1 protein-coding gene is annotated in these 1,037 nt (G+C 38.8%); it reads left to right on the forward strand.

Going from position 1 to position 1,037, the window contains the following annotated elements; all coding sequences use genetic code 11:
• Positions 1-231: 231 nt before the first annotated feature.
• On the forward strand, positions 232-1,037 hold an 806-nt coding region (locus GQR56_RS21200; protein ID WP_166115352.1), incomplete at its 3' end, for an IS110 family transposase.

Consider the following 1,037-nt stretch of genomic DNA (forward strand, 5'->3'; position numbering starts at 1 on the left):
CTTGTATGGATAATAAACCCATCAAATTATTATTTATAACCAAGTTCGGGTAATGTGAGACCCAGGCTTTAGCAGCAACTAAAGCCCTCTTTTGTGGTAGTTCGATTGAGCGATGGCTCCTCTATTGAGAGACCGATAACAAGAATGAACGCCACAAAAGACTCCAAGCACTACACTCGAATAGTCTACTGGGTCTCGAACCCGCATTATGCAAGTAAGAGTTAGCTTATTATGAATACTAAAACAAATCAAAACATTAACGTCGGCGTTGATACCGGTAAATTTCAACTCGACATTTACATTCGTCCTATTGATATCTATTTTACAGTATCAAACGATGAAAAAGGGATTAAAGAAGCCGTTAAAATCATTAAAAAACACAATCCTGAACGGGTTGTTATTGAAGCGACTGGACGTCTTGAAATGCCCTTTATTTTAGCTTGTGCCAATGCCAAGCTCCCGTTCACTATTGCCAATCCAGTCCATGTAAAGCGTTTCGCAGGTGCGCTTGGTCAGCGAGCAAAAACAGACAAACTTGATGCACAATTAATCGCACATTATAGTGAAGCGATTAAACCGAAACTATCGCAACTAAAGCCAGAGACAATGCAAGCTATGAGTGATTTAGTCTCGCGTAGAAATCAATTACTCACCATGCAAACGATGGAAAAAAATAGATTGCAAATCATGCCTAAAGAACTAGCTATGACGATTAAACCTGTACTCACTTTATTCAAAAATATGATATTAAAAACAGAAGCTAAAATAGCAAAGCTGATTGAAAGTTGTCCAGAATATAGTGCTAAAAATGAGATACTTCAAAGCATGACTGGTATTGGAAGAATAGCAGCAGCTTCTATCATCAGTAACTTGCCTGAATTGGGCTATATAAACAGTAAACAGGCCAGTGCTTTAATTGGAGTCGCACCAATGAATAAGGAAAGTGGGCGATTTAAAGGTCATCGAAAAATACAAGGCGGGCGACCGCAAGTAAGAACCGTTTTGTACATGGCAATGATGTCAGCAATGCAATCAAA

This window comes from Pseudoalteromonas sp. Z9A5, from assembly GCF_011378875.1.
Classification (GTDB): domain Bacteria; phylum Pseudomonadota; class Gammaproteobacteria; order Enterobacterales; family Alteromonadaceae; genus Pseudoalteromonas.